This window comes from Sphingobium sp. LMC3-1-1.1 (assembly GCF_040676285.1).
Classification (GTDB): domain Bacteria; phylum Pseudomonadota; class Alphaproteobacteria; order Sphingomonadales; family Sphingomonadaceae; genus Sphingobium.
In genome coordinates, this window is record NZ_JBEGHQ010000094.1 from 1 (window position 1) to 210 (window position 210).

Below are 210 nucleotides of genomic sequence, written 5' to 3' on the forward strand. Positions count from 1 at the left end.
CGGGCAATGACGTGGTCTATGCGGGAAGTGGCGCCGATACGATCACGGGCGGGACTGGCGATGACGACCTTTACGGTGGCGACGGCGGCAACACCTACATCTACAACATTGGCGATGGCGACGACCGCATTACCCAGGGCTTTTGGGAAGATGGCGTCGACACGCTGAGCTTTGGTGCCGGGATCACGCCTGGCGATCTGGTGCTGACGC

The 210-nt window shown here is 61.9% G+C and carries 1 pseudogene; it reads left to right on the forward strand.

Annotated features, from left to right (window positions below):
- Positions 1-210: pseudogene (locus MRBLMC3_RS23170) on the forward strand (hypothetical protein); the annotation flags it as partial.